Source organism: Achromobacter sp. ACM05, assembly GCF_019218915.1.
Taxonomy (GTDB): Bacteria; Pseudomonadota; Gammaproteobacteria; order Burkholderiales; family Burkholderiaceae_B; genus Achromobacter; species Achromobacter animicus.
The window spans coordinates 110831-128362 of record NZ_JAHUWQ010000005.1; the positions used below are offsets into that span (position 1 = coordinate 110831).

A 17532-nucleotide genomic window follows, 5' to 3' on the forward strand; every position below is an offset into this window, starting at 1 on the left:
GTTGCAAGCCCCACGCCCCATGGTTCGCCATGGGGTTTTTTTTTGGCCCGGCGCAAGCGGCCAAAACGGGGGAGGCGTGAGAGCGCACATTCCGTGTATAACTACGGCGAACCTTCTGAGGAGAGGCGTCGATGCACATCGGGATACCTAAGGAAACCCGAGACGGGGAAACCCGTGTCGCAGCAACACCGGAGACCGTCAAGAAGTACGTGGGCGGCAAGCACACCGTCGTTGTGGAAAGTGGAGCCGGCGCCGCCGCCCGCTATCTCGATGATGCCTATGTCGCAGCGGGCGCCACGCTCGGTTCAGCCCAGGACGCCCTGGGCGCCGAACTGGTCATGAAGGTTCGCGCGCCCGCCCCCGAAGAATTGCCTCACATGAAGCCGGGCGCCGTGGTCGTGGGCATGCTCGATCCCTTCGACGCCGAGGGCCTCGCGCAGATGGCCGCCGCGGGCCTGACCGGCTTCGCGCTGGAAGCCGCGCCACGCATCACGCGCGCGCAAAGCCTGGATGTGCTGTCATCGCAGGCCAACCTGGCCGGCTACAAGGCCGTGCTGCTTGCGGCCCATCACTACGGCCGGCTGATTCCCATGATGATGACCGCCGCCGGCACCTTGAAAGCCGCGCGCGCCGTCGTCCTGGGCACCGGCGTGGCCGGCCTGCAGGCGATCGCCACGGCCAAGCGGCTGGGCGCAGTGGTCGAAGCTTCCGACGTGCGGCCCGCCGCGCGCGAACAGGTCGAATCGCTGGGCGCCAAGTTCATCGACGTGCCGTTCGAAACCGACGAAGAGCGCGAGATCGCGCAAGGCACGGGCGGCTACGCGCGGCCCATGCCGCCCGCCTGGATGGCGCGCCAGGCCGCGCTGGTGTCCGAGCGCTGCAAGCAGGCCGACATCGTCATCACCACCGCACTCATCCCGGGACGCCCCGCCCCCAAGCTGGTTTCGGCGGACACGGTCGCGGCCATGAAGCCCGGCTCGGTGCTGGTCGATCTTGCCGTCGAACGCGGCGGCAACTGCCCGCTGTCGGAAAAGGGGCAGATCGTCGAAAAGCACGGCGTGACGATCATCGGGCTGACCAACCTGCCCGGCCTGGTGGCCACCGACGCCTCGGCGCTCTACGCGCGCAACATCCTGGATTTCCTGAAGCTCATCATCAATGCGGACGGCGCGCTGGCGATCCAGCGCGCCGATGAAATCGTGGCAGCCTGCCTGGTGTGCGAAGGCGGCAATGTGACGCGGAGGACGTGACCATGGAAGCGATCAACCCCACCCTGATGAATCTGATCATCTTCGTGCTGGCCATCTATGTCGGCTACCACGTGGTCTGGAACGTCACGCCCGCGCTGCACACGCCGCTCATGGCGGTCACCAATGCCATTTCCGCGATCATCATCGTCGGCGCGATGCTGGCCGCAGCGCTGACCGAAGGCGGACTGGCGCGCGGCATGGGCGTATTCGCGGTGGCGCTGGCCGCCGTCAACGTCTTTGGCGGTTTTCTCGTGACGCGGCGCATGCTTGAAATGTTCAAGAAGAAGGACCGCAAGCCGGGCAAGGAGGAAGCGAAATGATCTCGCTGAACCTCGTCACCCTGCTTTACCTGATTGCCTCGGTCTGCTTCATCCAGGCGCTCAAGGGCCTGTCGCATCCCACCACCTCGCGCCTGGGCAACGCCTTCGGCATGGCCGGCATGGCGATCGCCGTGGTGACCACCGCGGCGCTCATCATCGGGCTGGCGCGCAGCGGCACGGCCACGATCGGGCTGGGCTGGGTCGTGCTGGGGCTGCTGGTCGGCGGTTCCATCGGTACGCTGATGGCCAAGCGCGTCGAGATGACCAAGATGCCCGAGCTGGTCGCCTTCATGCACAGCATGATCGGCCTGGCGGCGGTCGCGATCGCCGTGGCCGTCGTGGCCGAGCCGCACGCCTTCGGCATCGCGCCGCCCGGCATGGCCATCCCGACCGGCAACCGCTTCGAGCTCTTCATCGGCACGTTCGTGGGCGCCATTACGTTCTCGGGTTCGGTCATCGCCTTCGGCAAGCTGTCCGGCAAATACAAGTTCCGGCTGTTCCAGGGCGCGCCCGTGGTGTTCCCCGGCCAGCACATGCTGAATCTGGCGCTGGCGCTGGCGATGCTGGGTTGCGGCCTCTGGTTCATGCTCACGCAGGAATGGACGCCGTTCATCATCATGACGCTCATCGCCTTCGTGCTGGGCGTGCTGATCATCATCCCGATCGGCGGCGCGGACATGCCGGTGGTGGTGTCGATGCTGAACAGCTATTCCGGCTGGGCGGCGGCGGGCATCGGCTTCTCGCTGAACAACCCCATGCTGATCATCGCCGGCTCGCTGGTGGGCTCGTCGGGCGCCATCCTGTCCTACATCATGTGCAAGGCGATGAACCGGTCGTTCTTCAACGTGATCCTGGGCGGCTTTGGCGGGCAAGCGGGCGGTGGCGCGGCGGCAGGCGATGCGCAGCAGCGCAGCGTCAAGTCGGGCAGCCCGGACGACGCGGCGTTCCTGATGACCAACGCCGAAAGCGTCACCATCGTGCCGGGCTACGGCCTGGCTGTCGCGCGGGCCCAGCATGCGCTGAAGGAACTGGCCGAAAAGCTGACCGCGCGGGGCGTGACCGTGAAGTACGCGATCCATCCGGTGGCCGGCCGCATGCCCGGCCACATGAACGTGCTGCTGGCCGAGGCCGAAGTGCCTTACGACCAGGTCTTCGAGATGGAAGACATCAACAGCGAGTTCGGCCAGACCGACGTGGTGCTGGTGCTGGGCGCGAACGACGTGGTCAACCCGGCCGCCAAGAACGATCCCAAGTCACCCATCGCCGGCATGCCCATCCTCGAGGCCTACAAGGCGCGCACGGTTATCGTGAACAAGCGCTCCATGGCCTCGGGCTATGCCGGGCTGGACAACGAACTGTTCTACATGGACCGCACGATGATGGTCTTCGGCGACGCCAAGAAGGTGCTCGAAGACATGGTCAAGGCCGTGGAGTAACCACAACGCCAGGCGCTGCGCGGCGGCTAGCCCTGCGCAGCGCGGCGCAACTGCTCGTCGACCACTTCGACCCAATGGCGCACCGGCGTATCGGTGCCGCTTTGCAGATGCCCGATGCACCCGATGTTGGCCGACAGGATCACATCGGGACTGCCCACCGCGATGGCGCCCAGCTTGCGGTCACGCAGCTCCAGCGCGATGTCCGGATTCAATACCGAATACGCGCCCGCCGATCCGCAGCACAGATGCTTGTCCGCGAACGGCTGCAGCTCAAATCCCAGATCGACCAGCAATTGCTCTGACAACGGCCGCAGCCCTTGCCAGTGCTGCAACGTGCACGGCGGGTGAAACGATGCCCGCGTGCCGGCCGGCAGGCGCGACCGCAGCATGTCGGCGTGCGGCGCGACGATCTCCGCCACGTCCTTCACCAGCGCCACGATGTCGGCGGCTTTCTGCGCATACGCCGGGTCGTGGCGCAGATGGTGCGCGTACTCCTTGACCATGGCGCCGCAGCCCGACGCATTCATGACGATGGCCTCGACCTTGCCGTCCTGCACCAGCGGCCACCACGCGTCGACGTTGGCGCGCATCTGCGCCACGGCTTCGCCCTGCGCGTCCAGGTGAAAACTGACCGCGCCGCAGCAACCGGCGCCCGGCGCGATGCGCGCGCCGATGCCGACCGCATCCAGCACGCGGATGGTGGCGGCGTCGATGGTGGGCATCATGGCCGGCTGCACGCAGCCCGCCAGCATCAGGACCTGGCGATCGTGTCGCGCCACCTGCGGTAGCGGTCCGGCGTCGCGGCGTTCCGGCACCTTGCGCCGCAGGGCCTGGGGCAGGATGCCGCGCAGGCTCTGACCCAGACGCATGGCCGGCGCGAACATCGGCGACAGCATTGCCTTGCGCAGCAACGTGCGCTTGGTCTTGTCGCCCCACGACCGCTCCACGCGCTCGTCCACGATCTTGCGGCCGATGTCGACGAGGTGGCCGTACTCGACGCCGGACGGGCAGGTGGTCTCGCAATTGCGGCAGGTCAGGCAGCGGTCCAGATGCTGCTGCGTGGATTGCGTGGGCTCCTTGCCCTCCAGCACCTGCTTGATGAGATAGATGCGTCCGCGCGGGCTGTCCAGTTCGTCGCCCAGAACCTGATACGTGGGACAGGTGGCCGTGCAAAAACCGCAATGCACGCAGCGGCGCAGAATCGCGTCCGCCTCGTTGCCCAGATCGGTGCCGCTCGCCCAGGAAGCCAGATTGGTTTGCATGATGTCCTACAGCTCCAGGACCAGGCGGCCGGGGTTGAAGAGGCCGGCGGGATCGAGTTCCTGCTTCAGCCTGCGGGTGATTGCGCCGACACCCGGCGCAAGCGGATGGAACACGCCATCGGCGGGCGGCGGGGTATCGGCGGGCCGGAACAGCGTCGCGTGGCCGCCGTGGCGGGCCGCCGTCTCGCGTAGTTCAGCGGCATCGCGCGGACCGCTCAGCCAACGCTGGCCACCGCCCCACTCCACCAGCGTCGGTCCCAGTTCCAGATCGGCGGTGGTTGGCGGCAGGGCCAGCCGCCACAATGGCCGGTCTGGCGCAAAGAACGGGTGCGTCTGCTCGCGCAACGACCGCCACCATGCGTCGGCCGCATCCGGCGCCAGCACATCGCCGCCGATCAGCGCTCGCGCGCTGGCCAGCGCGGGCGGCGCGCCCGACAGGCGCACCATCGTCATGCCGTCCGCGCCTTCGGCATCGCTTGACCAGCCCGATGCCGAGATCGGCAGCGGCTTGCCCCGCCAGAAGGCAAAGTTGGCCAGTGCCTGCGCCTGCGTCGCGGGCAACGCCAGCGTCATCTCTTCCATCGGCTTGGGCACGACCTTCAGCGACACCTCCAGGATGGCGCCGAAGATGCCGTGCGAGCCGGCCAGGAGGCGCGACACGTCATAGCCCGCCACGTTCTTCATGACCTCGCCACCGAAGGAAAGGATGCGTCCTTCCGAATCCAGCAGTTGCGCACCGAGCACGAAATCCTTGAGCGCCCCCGCGCTCATGCGGCGCGGGCCCGACAGGCCGGCTGCGACGCAGCCGCCCACGGTGGCGGTGGGCGCAAAATGCGGCGGCTCGAAGGCCAGCATCTGGCCGTGCTCGGCAAGCGCGGCCTCCAGTTCGGCCAGCGGCGTGCCGGCGCGCACCGTGACGACGAGTTCGGATGGGTGGTAGCTGACGATGCCGCGGTACGGCGTCATATCCAGCAGGCAATGACCATCCTGCGGCCGCACGGGACGGTAGTTACCGTAGAACCGCTTGCTGCCGCCGCCCATCACGAACAGGGGTTTGTGGCCGGCACGGGCCGTCATGACCTGGTCGCACAATTCCGACAGGACAAAATCCATAAGGGATACGTCCTAGAAACGGGCGAGATCGGGGAAGCGCAGTTCTCCCGCATGGACGTGCATCTTGCCGTATTCGGCGCAGCGTGCCAGCGTGGGGATGACCTTTTCAGGATTCAGCAGGCACGGCGGATCAAAGGCCCGCTTGACTGCCAGGAACGCGTCGAGTTCTTCGCGAGAGAATTGCACGCACATTTGATTTATCTTCTCCATTCCCACACCGTGCTCTCCGGTCACGGTTCCTCCCACTTGCACGCACAGCTCAAGAATGGCCGCACCGAATTTCTCGGCGCGCTCCACCTCGTCCGGCTTATTCGAATCGAACAGGATCAGCGGATGCAGATTGCCGTCGCCTGCATGAAAGACGTTGGCGCATCGCAGGCCGAATTCGTCTTCCATCTGTTCAATGGCGCCCAGTACGCGCGCCAGATGACGGCGCGGTATCGTGCCGTCCATGCAGTAGTAATCGGGCGACACGCGCCCGGCAGCGGGAAACGCGTTCTTGCGCCCCGCCCAGAATTTCAACCGTTCCGCCTCGGACGCCGACACCTGGCAGCGCGTGGCGCCGGCTTGCCGGAACACGGCCTCCATGCGCGCGATCTCGTGCGCCACCTCTTCGGGCGTGCCGTCCGATTCGCACAGCAGGATGGCCTGCGCGTCCATGTCGTAGCCCGCGCGGACAAACGGCTCGACCATGTGGGTGGCGCGCCGGTCCATCATTTCAAGACCCGCCGGAATCATGCCTGCCGCGATCACCTGCGTGACCGCATTGCCTGCCGCCTCGACGCTGGAAAAGCTGGCCATGACGACCTGCTGGCAGGCCGGCTTGGGGATGAGCTTGACGGTCACTTCGGTCACGACGCCCAGCATGCCCTCGGACCCGACGAATACAGACAACAGGTCCAGTCCGGGCGCGTCCGGCGCGTGCGATCCCAGTTCGACCACGTCGCCGTCGATCGTGACCACACGCACGCGCAGCACGTTGTGCACGGTCAGGCCGTATTTCAGGCAATGCACGCCGCCAGAGTTTTCCGCGACGTTGCCGCCGATGGAGCACGCGATCTGGCTCGACGGATCCGGCGCGTAATACAGCCCATACGGCGACACGGCTTCGGAGATCGCAAGATTGCGCACGCCCGGCTCGACGATCGCGGTCGTGCTGGCCAGGTCGATATGCTTGATCCGGTTGAATTTGGACAACCCAAGCAACACGCCCTGGCTGTGCGGCATGGCGCCGCCCGACAATCCCGTTCCGGCGCCGCGCGCGACAATAGGCGCGTTCAGGCGCTTGCAGATGCGCATGATGGCCTGCACCTGCGCTTCCGTTTCGGGCAGGGCGACGACCGCGGGAATCGAGCGGTAAAGGGATAGGCCATCGCATTCGTAAGGACGGGTGTCCTCTTCGCGATAAAGCACACAGTGCGCGGGCAACGCGGCCGACAACGCCTCGATGAGCTGCTGCTGCGAATAAGGCGCCTGCACTTGTGCCAGGCCGGTTTCGACCAGTGAATTCATGAGCGCAACAATAGCGCGTGTGCCCATGTTAATCAGGCCGGGATTTACCCGCACCTGACGCATTTACCGGCATTTGCGGCCAGTTCATACGTAACCGGCCGTAAACCGTGAAGCAGCCTGTCGCGTAAAAGCAGCAGGCGCTGACGGATCGAGGGAGGCCTTTGCAGCCTCCCCCTGTTGATTACCAGGACACGATCTTGCCTGGATTCAGGATGTTGTTCGGGTCAAACGCGTGCTTCAGACTGCGCATCAGATCCAGCGCGTCTTCGCCGTGTTCTTCCGCCATGAATTGCATCTTGTGCAGGCCGACGCCGTGCTCGCCCGTGCAGGTGCCATCGGCAGCGATGGCGCGGCGCACGAGGTTGTGATTGATGGCTTCCGATTCCTGCCATTCCTGCGCGTTGTCGGCGTCCAGCAGCATCAGCACATGGAAGTTGCCGTCGCCCACGTGGCCGACGATGGTGTACGGGAAGCTTGCGCGGTCCAGTTCCTCGACGGTGTCGCGCACGCAGTCGGCCAGGCGCGAGATCGGCACGCAGACGTCGGTGGTGCTGGCGCGGCAGCCGGGACGCAACTGCAGGCCCGCAAAATACGCGTTGTGGCGCGCGGTCCAGAGGCGACTGCGGTCTTCCGGACGCTCGGCCCATTCGAAGTCCATGCCGCCGTGTTCGGCCGTGATGGCCTGCACGGTTTCGGCTTGCTCCTGCACGCCGGCGGGGCTGCCGTGGAATTCAAATACCAGCAGCGGCGTTTCGCGCAGGGTCAGCTTGCTGTGCAGGTTGACGGCACGCACGCTGGCGGCATCCATGAACTCGACGCGCGCGATCGGCACGCCCATCTGGATGATCTCGATCACGCTCTGCACGGCGGCATCCAGCGTCGGGAAATTGCAGACGGCGGCGGACACGGCTTCGGGCTGTGGATACAAGCGCACGGTCACTTCGGTGATGATGCCGAGCGTGCCCTCGCAGCCCACGAAAATGCGCGTCAGGTCGTAGCCGGCCGACGACTTGCGGGCGCGGCCCGCGGTGCGGATGATGCGGCCGTCCGCGGTGACGACGGTCAGCGACATGACGTTTTCGCGCATCGTGCCGTAACGCACGGCGTTGGTGCCAGACGCGCGGGTGGCGGCCATGCCGCCCAGGCTGGCGTCGGCGCCCGGGTCAATCGGAAAGAACAGACCAGTGCTGCGGATCTCTTCGTTAAGCTGCTTGCGCAGCACGCCGGCCTGCACCGTGGCGGTGAGGTCTTCGGCGTTGATGGCGAGGACCTTGTTCATCTGCGACAGGTCCAGGCTGATGCCGCCCTGGATCGCAAGAATGTGGCCTTCGAGCGACGAGCCGGCGCCGTACGGAATCAAGGGAACGCGGTGCTCGTTGCACACCTTGGCGACGAATGCGACATCTTCCGTCGAGTGCGCGAAGACCACGGCGTCGGGCAGCATGGCGGGGTAAGGCGATTCGTCGCGGCCATGGTGTTCGCGCACGGCGGCCGATTCCGACAGGCGGTCGCCAAAGTGCGCACGCAGGGCATCCAGACAGGCGGCCGGAACCGCGCGGCGCAACGATTCGGCGTGCAAGGGAGCGTTCATGATCTCGTGGTTTCCCGGGTTCGATAATCCGAATATTCTACGCCGCCTCGCGTGCTGCGCCGCACACCGTCCCAGGCTGACGGTGCGCGGCGTGAATCCCCCTCATTTTCCGGAATCGCTTGCCGGAATCACTTGCCGGATTTACTTGCCAGACGTCAGCGCCACGCGGCGGCGTTCGCGCACGGCTTGCGCCAGGCGCTCCAGCACGGCCACGGACGCATCCCAGTCGATGCAGCCGTCGGTGATGCTCTGGCCGTACACCAGCGGTTGGCCCGGCACCATGTCCTGGCGGCCGCCCAGCAAATGGCTTTCGACCATGACGCCGACCAGGCGCGCATCGCCGGCTTCCATCTGGCGCGCCACGTCTTCGACGACGAGCGGCTGGTTCTCCGGCTTCTTGCTGCTGTTGGCGTGGCTGGCGTCGACCATGATGCGCTGCGCGAGACCGGCCTTGGACACGTCCTGGCAAGCGGCGTCCACGCTGGCCGCGTCGTAATTCGGCGTCTTGCCGCCGCGCAGGATGACGTGGCAGTCCTCGTTGCCCGCCGTGGACACGATGGCCGAATGGCCGCCCTTGGTCACCGACAGGAAATGGTGCGGCTGCGAGGCCGCCTTGATCGCATCGACGGCGATTTTCACGTTGCCGTCCGTGCCATTCTTGAATCCCACCGGACACGACAGGCCCGACGCCAGCTCGCGGTGCACCTGGCTCTCCGTCGTGCGCGCCCCGATCGCCCCCCAGGAGACCAGATCCGCGATGTACTGCGGCGTAATCATGTCCAGGAATTCGCATCCCGCCGGCAAGCCCATGCTGTTGATGTCCAGCAGCAGTTCGCGGGCGACGCGCACACCCTTGTTGATGTCGAAGCTGCCGTCCAGGTCGGGATCGTTGATCAGGCCTTTCCAGCCCACGGTCGTGCGCGGCTTCTCGAAGTACACGCGCATCACGATTTCCAGGTCCGCGCTCAGGCGGTCGCGCACGGGCTTCAGACGCTTGGCGTATTCGATGGCGGCGCGCGTGTCGTGGATGGAACACGGACCGATCACGACGATCATGCGATCGTCCATGCCGTGCAGGATGCGGTGCATGCCTTGCCGCGCGGCGAAGACGGTCTCGGACGCCTCCTTGGTGCACGCGAACTCGCGCATCACGTGCGAGGGCGGATTCAGTTCCTTGATTTCTCGAATACGAAGGTCATCGGTGTTGTGCGACACGGTACTGCTCCTGGGTTGCCCGCCACGGCGGCATAAAAAAAGCCGCCAGATTTGCTGGCGGCTTTTTTGGGGGGATTCTGTCCAAACTTCAGATTGAGCGCGTCCCTTCCTCCGCCAGCGGCTTCAGAAAACCAAAAAAATAAAAATAAAAGGCGGGGGACGCGAATTTCATGGGGACCGACTCTAGCACAGTTTTTTGAGGGCGTCACGCCGGATTTTTGCCGGATGCCGCCCCCATTTATGCCATCAGGCCGTGCCGCCGACCGTCAGGCCTTCCATGCGGACCGTCGGCATGCCGACACCGACGGGCACGCTCTGGCCGTCCTTGCCGCAGGTGCCCACGCCAGAGTCCAGCTGCAGGTCGTTGCCGATCATAGTGACGCGGTTCATGGCGTCGGGGCCATTGCCGATGAGCGTGGCGCCCTTGACCGGATACGTGACCTTGCCGTCTTCGATCATGTAGGCCTCGGAGGCCGAGAACACAAACTTGCCGTTGGTGATGTCGACCTGGCCGCCGCCAAAGTTGACGGCATACAGGCCCCGCTTGACCGAGGCGACGATTTCGTCGGCGGGCTTGTCGCCGGCCAGCATGTACGTGTTGGTCATGCGCGGCATGGGCAGGTGCGCGAAGGATTCGCGGCGGCCGTTGCCGGTGGCGGCGGTCTTCATCAGGCGCGCATTCAGCGTGTCCTGCATGTAGCCGCGCAGAATGCCGTCTTCGATCAGGACATTGCGTTGCGTGGCATTGCCTTCGTCGTCGATGTTGAGCGAACCGCGGCGGTCGGGAATCGTGCCGTCGTCGATCACGGTGACGCCCTTAGACGCCACGCGCTCGCCGATGCGGCCGGAGAACACGCTGGATCCCTTGCGGTTGAAGTCGCCTTCCAGGCCATGGCCGACGGCTTCGTGCAGCAGGATGCCGGGCCAGCCCGAGCCCAGGACAACCGTCATTTCGCCGGCCGGTGCGGGACGCGCCTCGAGGTTGACCATGGCTTCGTGCACCGCGCGCTCGACATAGCCCTGCAGCATCTCGTCGGTGAAGTAGGCCAGGCCCAGCCGGCCACCGCCGCCGGCGTGACCCATTTCGCGACGGCCATCGCGTTCGGCAATCACGGTGAGCGACAGGCGCACCAGGGGACGCACGTCTGCGGCCAGGCGGCCGTCGCTGCCCGCGACCAGCACCACGTCATATTCCGCGCCCAGTCCGGCCATGACCTGGATCACGTGGGGATCGCGCGCCCGCGCCATGCGCTCGATGCGCTCGAGCAGTGCGACCTTTTCGGGCGCGCTGAGGCTGGCGACGGGGTCGATGTCCGCATACAGGCTACGGCCCATCTCGGCCTCGACGTGAGCGGCGACCCTGACCTTGCCGGCGCCGCGGCGCGCGATGCCGCGCACGGCGTGCGCCGACGACAGCAGCGCGTCGGGCGACAGGGAATCCGAATAGGCGAATGCGGTCTTTTCGCCGCTGACGGCCCGGACACCCACGCCCTGGCTGATGGAGAAACTGCCCGTCTTCACAATCCCTTCTTCAAGGCTCCAGCCTTCGCTGCGCGTGTACTGGAAATACAGGTCGGCGTAATCGACCTTGTGGGTGAAGATTTCACCCAGTGCCCGCGCCATATCCGCTTCGGTCAGACCCCAGGGGTCTAGCAGAAGGGATTTGGCGGTGGCCAGGGAAGCAATGGCGGGATCGATGATTTTCATAGGCTCAGTTCAGGAACGGCACCGGGGCCGCGCATGCGCGTCATGGCGCTCAAGACCGTATCGTACCGCCGACAAGGACCCGGCGTCGCGCCGGACACCAAAAGTCGCGGTGCGCCGTGGTGGCAAATGCGGCACGCCATGCGGGACAAAATGATCTCGCATTATCTTGCCCATACAGATGGGGGCGGCATACTGGGCATCAAGTTAAGTATCAAGTTAAGCAATTACGCCCGGACCGCATCGCCTATCAGACGATTTCGATCTTGTCGTACGACCTGACAACAAAATGAAATCCGAGGGACGGAACACCGTTGTTCCAGGGGTATACCAACGCAGGGGGGTCACAAAGCCATAATGTATAACGCGTGCGTTTGCGACAAATTCAGCACGCAGCGAGCGCTCGGTTATTGACGCCAGACTCGCATCGATAGTTCCCCGCGCTGGCTTGCAGACGGACGATTTCGTCAGCCTGCAAGCCATTCTTGGGGTTGTCCGACAATCAACGATCCCAATGCAAACCCGTTAGCCAAGCAGCCGGTTGTTTCAGTTTGTCCCAAATTTAAGATATTGCTTCCTATGTTGTGAAAATTGCGGCGACCCGCAAGCGATAAGTCTTCCCGCGCTTTTGATACAAAGTAATTAGTCTGAGAATGACGATACCCCGACTTAAATTCTGTATTATGCGAAGCACAACAAATAAATAACTTCGCCGGCGATTAAAGCAGTTCCATAATCAGGAATAAACCATGGCCCGAGAAACCTACGCAGCTCTGCAAGCAAAGATCGAAAAGGAAATCAACAAGCTCCAAAAGAAGGCCGAAGTCCTCCAGACGAAGCGCCGCAAGCCGGTGATCACGTCCATCATCACGTCGATGCGCGAGTACGACATCACGCCTGAAGAAATCATCGCCGCGTACGGCGCCGGCAAGCCCGCCCGCGCTGCCACGGGTGGCCGCCGCAAGGCCGGCGCCCCCGCCCGCGCAGGCGGCGCCGCGAAGCGCGCGGTGGCGCCCAAGTATCGCCACCCGCAAACCGGAGAAACCTGGAGCGGCCGCGGCAAGGCGCCGCGCTGGCTCGCTGCCGAAGAAGCCGGCGGCGCAACCCGCGAGAGTTTTCTTATCAAGGAATAAAACCTATTCCTCAGTAAGAAATAAAACGGCGCACCATCATGGTGCGCCGTTTTTATTTTAGGAAACCACCGCCGAGAACCTTCCCCGCTCAACGCGCGGGGAATTGAATCTCTCGTTCAGCGCCGTTATTGCCGGGGAAATTGTCGAATATGGCGCGCACCAGATAGGGCATGGTGCGAAGCAAATCATCGCGCTCGCTCAATATGAAGGCGGTCGAACGGTATACCTCGGCACCGCCCTGCTGGGTATCCCGTATGAAGAGCGACAGCGAATTGCGCTGGACCACCATGGGCACGTCGACCCAGTCCGGCCCCCAGAAACCCGCGCCCATGCCCCACGGTCCTGGCCCATAAAAACCGCCATAGCCGCCATAGAAATACGGATCGTACGGACGGCGCACCATCACCTGCGTCTGCGTGGTGCCATAACGGAACGAAACCTCGAAGCGGGCCTTTACGCCTTGGCGGGCTTCGACCAGACCCGTAGCGCCGATACCCGCGCGCACCATGTCCTGGAACGACTGATATTCCAGATTATTGACTTGGGATGGGTCGGCGGGAACAAACTGATAGGTCTGGCCTTCGACAGCCGCCGGCCATTGCTGAAACGACGTCACGCGGGCCGAGACGGTCGGCGCGGCGCAGCCCGTCAACGTCATCGCCCCCAGGACGGCAAGAATACCGGCCCACCGGCCAAGACTGCTGAACCAAGACGACCTGGACATTTGCAACTCCTTCAGCGCACGACGGCGCCATCATAACGAGCTTTGACATAAGCGCTTGCCAAAAGTTTTCAGGCTAGCCCGTAAGCCCAAGGTTCCGCTCATCGGCCAGCCACTACAATAGCCTTCTTGTTCATACAGGACTGCAAATCCCATGCGCACCGACACGCCCGTTACCGTTTACCGCAAGGATTACCAGCCCTACCCCTACGAAATTCCCGAAGTCGCCCTCGCCTTCGACCTCGCGCCCGACGCGACCGAAGTGCGCTGCACGATGCACGTGCAGCGCAGGCCTGAGGCCAGCGCAGACGCCGCCCTGATCCTGGACGGAGAAGAGTTGGAACTCGTGTCGGTAGGCGTGAATGGCGAGCCGCTGCCCGCCGCCAGCTACCAGCTGTCCGAGCACACCCTCACGCTGCGTGGCCTGCCCGCCGACGCCACGGTTGAAATCGTCAGCCGCTGCAAGCCGTCCGCCAATTCCACCCTGATGGGTTTGTACGTGTCGGGCGGCAATTTCTTCACGCAATGCGAGGCCGAAGGCTTCCGGCGCATCACTTGGTTTGCTGACCGCCCCGACGTCATGTCGCGTTATCGCGTGACGCTGCGCGCGCAGCCCGAGTATCCCGTGCTGCTGTCCAACGGCAACCTGATCGCCTCGCGCCAGTTGCCCGACGGCCGCAACGAGGTCGAATGGGAAGATCCGTTCCCCAAGCCCTGCTATCTGTTCGCGCTGGTGGCGGGCAACCTCACGCATCGCGAAACCACAGTCAAGACGGTCAGTGGCCGCGATGTGCTGCTGCAGGTCTACAGCGACCCCGGCTCCGAAACCAAGACCGAATGGGCGCTGGATTCGCTGGTGCGTTCGCTGCGCTGGGACGAAAGCCGCTTCGGGCTTGAACTGGACCTGGACCGCTTCATGATCGTGGCCGTCCATGACTTCAATATGGGAGCCATGGAAAACAAAGGCCTGAATATCTTCAACGCGGCTTACGTGCTGGCCGATCCGCAGACGGCCACCGACGCGAACTACGAAGGTATCGAATCGGTCATTGGGCATGAATACTTCCACAACTGGACCGGCAACCGCGTCACCTGCCGCGACTGGTTCCAACTGAGCCTGAAAGAAGGCCTGACAGTCTTCCGCGACCAGGAATTCAGCGCTGACATGATGGCGCGCGACATGGACGCCGCAGCCGCGGCCAGCGCGCGCGCCGTCAAGCGCATCGATGACGTCGTGGCGCTGCGCGCCGCGCAGTTCCCCGAAGACGCCGGCCCCATGGCGCATCCGATCCGTCCGGAAAGCTACCAGGAGATCGGCAACTTCTACACGGCCACCGTGTATGAAAAAGGCGCAGAGGTCATCCGCATGCAGCACACGCTGCTGGGCGAAACCGGCTTCCGCGCGGGCATGGACGAATACTTCCGCCGCCACGACGGCCAGGCCGTCACGTGCGACGATTTCGTCGCCGCTATGGAATCGGTTTACGTCAAACAGCATCCCGGCCGCGACCTGTCAGTGTTTCGCCGCTGGTACCGGCAGGCCGGCACGCCCCGCGTTTCGGTCAGGCTCGATCACGACGCCGCCGCGCGCTGTTGCACCGTGACACTTACCCAGTCGTGCCCGCCCGTCGGCGTCGAAAAGAAGGCCGGCCCCGACTACGTCAAAGCGCCCTTCCACATTCCCTTTGCGATCGGCCTGCTGGACCGCGATGGCAACGCGCTGCCGCTGCGCCACGAGGGCGCCGTCGTGGACACCGCACTGCTGGAACTGACCACGCAAAACCAGCAATGGGTGTTCGAAGATATCGCCGAACGGCCCGTGCCTTCGCTGCTGCGCGACTTTTCCGCGCCGGTCATCGTGGACTACGACTGGTCCAACGAGGAACTGGCGCTGCTGTCCGCACACGATGGCAATCCGTTTGCGCGCTGGGAAGCCGGCCAGGAACTGGCCACCCGCCAGATTCTGGCGCTCGCGGACGCCCGCCAGGCGGGCCGTACGCTGCACGCCGAGGCGGCTTTCATCGACGCCTGGCGCGCGTTGCTCACCGATCCCGCACTGGATGCCGCCTACCGTGCGCGCGCCTTGGCGCTACCGTCGGAAAAGACACTGGCCGAACGCATGCAGCAGGTGGATCCGCCCGCTCTGGCCGTGGCGCGCGACTTCCTGCGCGCCGAACTGGGCCGTCAACTCCAGGCCGAGTTCCGCCGCGCCTTCGACGAGAACCAGACGCCGGGCGAGTACAGCCCCGCCCCGATTCCCGCCGGCATGCGCGCCCTGAAGAATCTGGCGCTCAGCCACCTGATGGCGGCCGGCGAGCCCGAAGCCCAGCGCCTGGCCGAACAGCAGTACACCAATGCGGGCAACATGACCGACAGCATGGCCGCGCTGACTGCCCTGATCAATTTCGGACAAGGCGACTTCCCGCAGCAGGCGCTGGCCGCTTTCTATACGAAATGGAGCGCCAATCCGCTGGTGGTGGACAAGTGGTTCGCGTTGCAGGCGGCCGCCCGCTCGACAACCGTGCAAACCGCCCGCGAGCTGATGAAGCACCCGGCCTTCACGCTGCGCAACCCCAATCGCGCCCGCGCGCTGATTTTCCAGTTCTGCCTCAACAATGCCCGCGGCATGCACCATCCGGACGGCTCCGGTTATGCCTTCTGGGCCGAGCAGGTGCTGGCGCTGGACGCGCTGAACCCGGAAATCGCCGCGCGCCTGGCGCGTGCGCTGGACAACTGGTCGCGCTTCGTCCCCACGCTGCGCGCGCCCATGCAGGCCGCGCTTGAAAAAGTGCGCCAGCACGACGGCCTGTCGCGCAACGTGCAGGAAATCGTATCCAAGGCTTTAGAATTCGCCGCATAGGGAGATCCTTTTGAAACGTAAAACACTGACTCAATACCTGGTGGAGCAGCAACGCTCCGCCCAAGCCCTGGCGCCGGAAGTCCGGCTGCTCATCGAAGTGGTGGCGCGCGCCTGCAAGGCCATCAGCCATGCGGTCAGCAAGGGCGCGCTGGGCGGCGTGCTCGGCAGCCTGGAAAGCGAAAACGTCCAGGGTGAAGTCCAGAAGAAGCTGGACGTGCTGTCCAATGAGATCCTGCTGGAAGCCAACGAATGGGGCGGCCACCTGGCGGCCATGGCCTCGGAAGAAATGGAAACCATCCATCTGATCCCGAACCGCTACCCCAAGGGCGAATACCTGCTGCTGTTTGATCCCCTGGATGGCTCGTCGAACATCGACGTGAACGTCTCCATCGGCACCATCTTTTCGGTGCTGCACGCGCCGCATGATGTGTCGGGCGCCCCCGTCTGCGAAGACGACTTCCTGCAGCCGGGCAACAAGCAGGTGGTGGCCGGCTACGCCGTCTACGGTCCCCAGACGATGCTGGTGCTGACCATCGGCAACGGCGTCGTGGGCTTCACGCTGGATCGCGAAATGGGATCGTGGGTGCTGACGCACGAGAACATCCGCGTGCCGGAAGACACCAAGGAATTCGCCATCAACATGTCGAACATGCGGCACTGGGCCCCGCCGGTCAAGCGCTACATCGACGACTGCCTGGCTGGCTCCACCGGCCCGTTGGGCAAGGATTTCAACATGCGCTGGATCGCCTCGATGGTGGCGGACGTGCATCGCATCCTGACCCGCGGCGGCATCTTCATGTACCCGTGGGACGCGCGCGAACCCGGCAAGGCCGGCAAGCTGCGCCTGATGTACGAAGCCAACCCCATGAGCTTCCTGATCGAACAGGCGGGCGGCGCGGCCATCAACGGCACGCAGCGCATCATGGACATCCAGCCTGAAAAGCTGCACCAGCGCGTGAGCGTGATCCTGGGTTCCAAGAACGAAGTCGAACGCGTGGGCCGCTACCACGCCGAGGACGCGGGCAAGTAAACAGCGTCCGTTCGTCGCGCAGCAAAACAAAAGCCCCGGCCATGACAGCCGGGGCTTTTGCTTGGTGCAGACACTAAAGAGTCAGGCTGGCTTACTTGACCTCTTCGATCGACTTCACGTCGTCCTTGTTGATCTGAACCTTCTTGCCGTTCTGTTCGTATTCATACATGCCCGACTTCTTGTCGTATTCGGGCTCGTCGGGCGCTACGGTCGAAGATCCGTCGCGTTGGTTGATAACCGAAGGCGACGAGCATCCGGCCAGTACTCCAACGCCGGTCATCACCAGGGCCAACGTCATGGTCTTCAGGTTCATGGTCGTGTTCTCCGAGTGTTGAATAGTGATTTCACTCTAGCCGAATCGACCCCCGAAATCGTGTCGGGTTGT

14 protein-coding genes are annotated in these 17532 nt (G+C 64.3%); 6 read left to right on the forward strand and 8 right to left on the reverse strand.

Annotation, left to right across the window (positions count from 1 at the left end):
• The first annotated feature begins 131 nt into the window (after positions 1-131).
• The 3 genes from KW836_RS25225 to KW836_RS25235 are packed head-to-tail and all read left to right on the forward strand — an operon-like array spanning position 132 to position 3006.
• Complete coding sequence (locus tag KW836_RS25225) at positions 132-1250, forward strand: Re/Si-specific NAD(P)(+) transhydrogenase subunit alpha (protein WP_218345086.1); 1119 nt, start codon at positions 132-134, stop codon at positions 1248-1250.
• 2 nt (positions 1251-1252) lie between these two features.
• Positions 1253-1570, forward strand: a complete 318-nt coding sequence (locus KW836_RS25230) for an NAD(P) transhydrogenase subunit alpha (protein ID WP_006224972.1) — start codon at positions 1253-1255, stop codon at positions 1568-1570.
• The gene (locus KW836_RS25235; protein WP_175138768.1) at positions 1567-3006 is read left to right on the forward strand and encodes an NAD(P)(+) transhydrogenase (Re/Si-specific) subunit beta; all 1440 of its coding nucleotides are present in this window, start codon (positions 1567-1569) and stop codon (positions 3004-3006) included. The genes KW836_RS25230 and KW836_RS25235 overlap by 4 nt, the downstream gene beginning before the upstream one ends.
• A 26-nt stretch (positions 3007-3032) precedes the next feature.
• Here KW836_RS25235 and glcF read toward each other — a convergent pair whose 3' ends face one another.
• The 6 genes from glcF to tldD all read right to left on the reverse strand — a co-directional run bounded on the left by glcF (position 3033) and on the right by tldD (position 11406).
• The gene (glcF, locus tag KW836_RS25240; protein ID WP_218345087.1) at positions 3033-4268 is read right to left on the reverse strand and encodes a glycolate oxidase subunit GlcF; all 1236 of its coding nucleotides are present in this window, start codon (positions 4266-4268) and stop codon (positions 3033-3035) included.
• A 6-nt stretch (positions 4269-4274) separates the two neighbouring features.
• The gene (glcE, locus tag KW836_RS25245; protein ID WP_218345088.1) at positions 4275-5381 is read right to left on the reverse strand and encodes a glycolate oxidase subunit GlcE; all 1107 of its coding nucleotides are present in this window, start codon (positions 5379-5381) and stop codon (positions 4275-4277) included.
• A 12-nt stretch (positions 5382-5393) separates the two neighbouring features.
• Positions 5394-6893 carry an FAD-linked oxidase C-terminal domain-containing protein gene (locus KW836_RS25250; RefSeq protein ID WP_175138771.1) on the reverse strand — a complete coding sequence of 500 codons (1500 nt, stop codon included), beginning with the start codon at positions 6891-6893 and terminating at the stop codon, positions 5394-5396.
• 181 nt (positions 6894-7074) lie between these two features.
• Positions 7075-8484: an FAD-binding oxidoreductase gene (locus KW836_RS25255; protein WP_218345089.1), complete on the reverse strand. Its 1410-nt coding sequence runs from the start codon at positions 8482-8484 to the stop codon at positions 7075-7077.
• Between the two features lie 141 nt (positions 8485-8625).
• Entirely contained in the window at positions 8626-9699 is a 1074-nt protein-coding gene (aroG, locus tag KW836_RS25260) for a 3-deoxy-7-phosphoheptulonate synthase AroG (protein WP_175124622.1), read from the reverse strand.
• A 246-nt stretch (positions 9700-9945) separates the two neighbouring features.
• Positions 9946-11406, reverse strand: coding sequence for a metalloprotease TldD (tldD, locus tag KW836_RS25265; protein ID WP_218345090.1), 1461 nt, complete (start codon positions 11404-11406; stop codon positions 9946-9948).
• 746 nt (positions 11407-12152) lie between these two features.
• Between tldD and KW836_RS25270 the strand changes: the two genes are divergently transcribed.
• Positions 12153-12536, forward strand: coding sequence for an H-NS family nucleoid-associated regulatory protein (locus KW836_RS25270; RefSeq protein ID WP_218345091.1), 384 nt, complete (start codon positions 12153-12155; stop codon positions 12534-12536).
• Positions 12537-12624: 88 nt separating this feature from the next.
• Here KW836_RS25270 and KW836_RS25275 read toward each other — a convergent pair whose 3' ends face one another.
• Complete coding sequence (locus KW836_RS25275; protein ID WP_218345092.1) at positions 12625-13260, reverse strand: DUF4136 domain-containing protein; 636 nt, start codon at positions 13258-13260, stop codon at positions 12625-12627.
• Positions 13261-13411: 151 nt separating this feature from the next.
• On the opposite strand from KW836_RS25275, the gene pepN reads away from it, so the two are divergent.
• Both pepN and KW836_RS25285 read left to right on the forward strand, forming a co-directional pair.
• Entirely contained in the window at positions 13412-16117 is a 2706-nt protein-coding gene (gene pepN / locus KW836_RS25280; RefSeq protein ID WP_218345093.1) for an aminopeptidase N, read from the forward strand.
• A 10-nt stretch (positions 16118-16127) separates the two neighbouring features.
• Positions 16128-17147, forward strand: a complete 1020-nt coding sequence (locus tag KW836_RS25285) for a class 1 fructose-bisphosphatase (RefSeq protein WP_175124626.1) — start codon at positions 16128-16130, stop codon at positions 17145-17147.
• 91 nt (positions 17148-17238) lie between these two features.
• Here KW836_RS25285 and KW836_RS25290 read toward each other — a convergent pair whose 3' ends face one another.
• Positions 17239-17460 (reverse strand): YgdI/YgdR family lipoprotein, encoded by a 222-nt coding sequence (locus KW836_RS25290; RefSeq protein ID WP_056567306.1) that lies wholly within the window; start codon positions 17458-17460, stop codon positions 17239-17241.
• Positions 17461-17532 lie beyond the last annotated feature (72 nt).

Excerpts from the sequence above, each read along its gene's own strand:
- glcF (WP_218345087.1), bottom strand. The coding sequence starts at position 4,268 with ATGCAAACCAATCTGGCTTCCTGGGCGAGCGGCACCGATCTGGGCAAC.
- KW836_RS25275 (WP_218345092.1), bottom strand. The coding sequence starts at position 13,260 with ATGTCCAGGTCGTCTTGGTTCAGCAGTCTTGGCCGGTGGGCCGGTATT.
- pepN (WP_218345093.1), top strand. The coding sequence starts at position 13,412 with ATGCGCACCGACACGCCCGTTACCGTTTACCGCAAGGATTACCAGCCC.
- glcE (WP_218345088.1), bottom strand. The coding sequence starts at position 5,381 with ATGGATTTTGTCCTGTCGGAATTGTGCGACCAGGTCATGACGGCCCGT.
- KW836_RS25290 (WP_056567306.1), bottom strand. The coding sequence starts at position 17,460 with ATGAACCTGAAGACCATGACGTTGGCCCTGGTGATGACCGGCGTTGGA.
- KW836_RS25235 (WP_175138768.1), top strand. The coding sequence starts at position 1,567 with ATGATCTCGCTGAACCTCGTCACCCTGCTTTACCTGATTGCCTCGGTC.
- KW836_RS25270 (WP_218345091.1), top strand. The coding sequence starts at position 12,153 with ATGGCCCGAGAAACCTACGCAGCTCTGCAAGCAAAGATCGAAAAGGAA.
- KW836_RS25230 (WP_006224972.1), top strand. The coding sequence starts at position 1,253 with ATGGAAGCGATCAACCCCACCCTGATGAATCTGATCATCTTCGTGCTG.
- KW836_RS25255 (WP_218345089.1), bottom strand. The coding sequence starts at position 8,484 with ATGAACGCTCCCTTGCACGCCGAATCGTTGCGCCGCGCGGTTCCGGCC.
- KW836_RS25225 (WP_218345086.1), top strand. The coding sequence starts at position 132 with ATGCACATCGGGATACCTAAGGAAACCCGAGACGGGGAAACCCGTGTC.
- tldD (WP_218345090.1), bottom strand. The coding sequence starts at position 11,406 with ATGAAAATCATCGATCCCGCCATTGCTTCCCTGGCCACCGCCAAATCC.
- KW836_RS25250 (WP_175138771.1), bottom strand. The coding sequence starts at position 6,893 with ATGAATTCACTGGTCGAAACCGGCCTGGCACAAGTGCAGGCGCCTTAT.